Raw genomic sequence first — 1,901 nt, forward strand, 5'->3', positions numbered from 1 at the left:
CTCCCTTGTAACTATTTGAAACGGTCCTTTTCCAACACTAACCGTTTTTTCGACTTTTAAATTTTCCGGATTCACAATATATAAATCATTACTGTCATAGCCAGCAATAAATAGCTTATTTTCAAAAAGCTCAATTTCGAATGGATTTGCCCCTACTTTTATTGAGGACTTTATCTCACCATTCTCTCCTAATTGATATAACATGTTAGATCCATGGCTTAGAACATATATGCTGTGTTTATCCTTAATAAAATTGACAGGCATAGCAGGCGCAGCAATTTCTTTCTTCAATTCACCGCTTTTCAGGTCATAAACGTGGATACGTTCTTCTACAGTTGTACCTTCTCCATGGCCCCCAATCCATAATTCGCCTTTTTGCTGATTCAATAGTCCGCCGGCTGCTGCAGCGTGAATCTCAAAGCCTGGCAGCTTTTCTTTCTTCTCCAAGTCAATAATGCTCAACATTTTATGATTGAAACTCATTACGTACAGTTTTTGCTTATCCTCAGCCTCAAGTATTGTCAAAGGATCTCTTTCCGTTTTAATCTCTTTTATTTCTTTCCCAACAAGGCTGTAAAATCGGATACTATCTCTTTCTTGATCAGCAAAAGCGATTTCTGAACCATTCTGAATTAATATTCCGTTTACGATTCCTTTACCAGTTTCCCAGGACCCGATTTTCTTCCCTTTGCTTAATGAATACAAATCTACAGATTCCAGTGTATTTCCATAAAGCAACAATGTATCTTTATTAGGAAAGATCATGCCGCCTATATAAGGCTTGTCTACTTTCCAATCAGGAAGCCTCATATCCTTATCCAAATCGTAAAAAGATATTGTCATGTCTTTTATGTTAACTGTAGAAATAAAAGACGATTTACTCTGAATAGGCTCAAATGTATCTAATGAACAGGCTGATAAAAATATAGTGAAAGCAGCTGTGACCAGCAAATAAATTTTCTTCATATTTTACTTCCTTTCTTTCACTAGTATCTCATAAAATTATATCCGTAATTTGTGATAAATCTATGAAATCGAATCCTAGTGACCTCTAATTTTCTGCGCATAAAAAAATGCTTGCCAGTTAAAACGGCAAGCTTCATATATGTATCATTATTTGACCAGACTAGGCTTTTTAACTGCGATTTCTTTTAATTCTTCAGTAAGTACCTCCAACTCCCATGGACTGTCTGACTCAATAATCAATTGGCCAAACATTAACGTAATCTTAAAAAAAGAATCATGGAAGCCACCTTTAAAATGAATACAATCAACTGATACCAGGCAATTAAGATCATTTTCTTCAATCCAGCATCCTTTAACCAGAATATCAAAGATTCTGTCGAAAGATACTTCTTTTTGCACAAGTTCTAACTCCACGCGGCTAAAAGCTGACATCAGAATTCCTCCTTGCTGCTAATTGTCGAAATCTTCTTTCCTTTATTTAACCATTAGCTTATATGTCTTGCAACAAATTTATATAAATGGGTATCTTTTAAGAGGTTGTTTATTTTTGAAAGGGGTTTTCGTAAACATTGTTACTTTCTTTTAGAATACAGCCTTTAGAAAAGTGCAAAAAAATAGAGACAGTCTGGCTGCCTCTATCGTTTGTAATTCTTTTTATTTTATTGTGTAGGACCCTGCCAGGACATCATACCGCCCTGCATATTAATAACATCAAAACCTTGGTATTCAAGGAACTGGGTTGCTCTTGAACTGCGTCCGCCTGATCGGCAAACGATAACGTAGGTTTTATTCTTATCAAGTTCATTCATTCTGAACTCAAGAAGACCAAGTGGAATGTGTATTGCGCCCGGAATGATCCCTTCTGCTACTTCACTTACTTCACGAACGTCTACAACTTCAAATCCATTTTTTCCTAATCCATTTTGAACTTCTAC

The 1,901-nt window shown here is 35.8% G+C and carries 3 protein-coding genes; all 3 read right to left on the reverse strand.

What is annotated here, in order from left to right:
- Positions 1-966, reverse strand: a 966-nt coding sequence (locus WB217_RS16570) for a WD40 repeat domain-containing protein (protein ID WP_423994373.1), incomplete at its 3' end; no start/stop codon positions are given.
- Between the two features lie 147 nt (positions 967-1,113).
- The gene (locus tag WB217_RS16575; protein WP_423994374.1) at positions 1,114-1,398 is read right to left on the reverse strand and encodes a hypothetical protein; all 285 of its coding nucleotides are present in this window, start codon (positions 1,396-1,398) and stop codon (positions 1,114-1,116) included.
- A 227-nt stretch (positions 1,399-1,625) separates the two neighbouring features.
- On the reverse strand, positions 1,626-1,901 hold a 276-nt coding region (locus WB217_RS16580), incomplete at its 5' end, for a rhodanese-like domain-containing protein (RefSeq protein WP_423994375.1).

The sequence above is a fragment of the Mesobacillus sp. genome, from assembly GCF_049588175.1.
Classification (GTDB): domain Bacteria; phylum Bacillota; class Bacilli; order Bacillales; family Cytobacillaceae; genus Mesobacillus.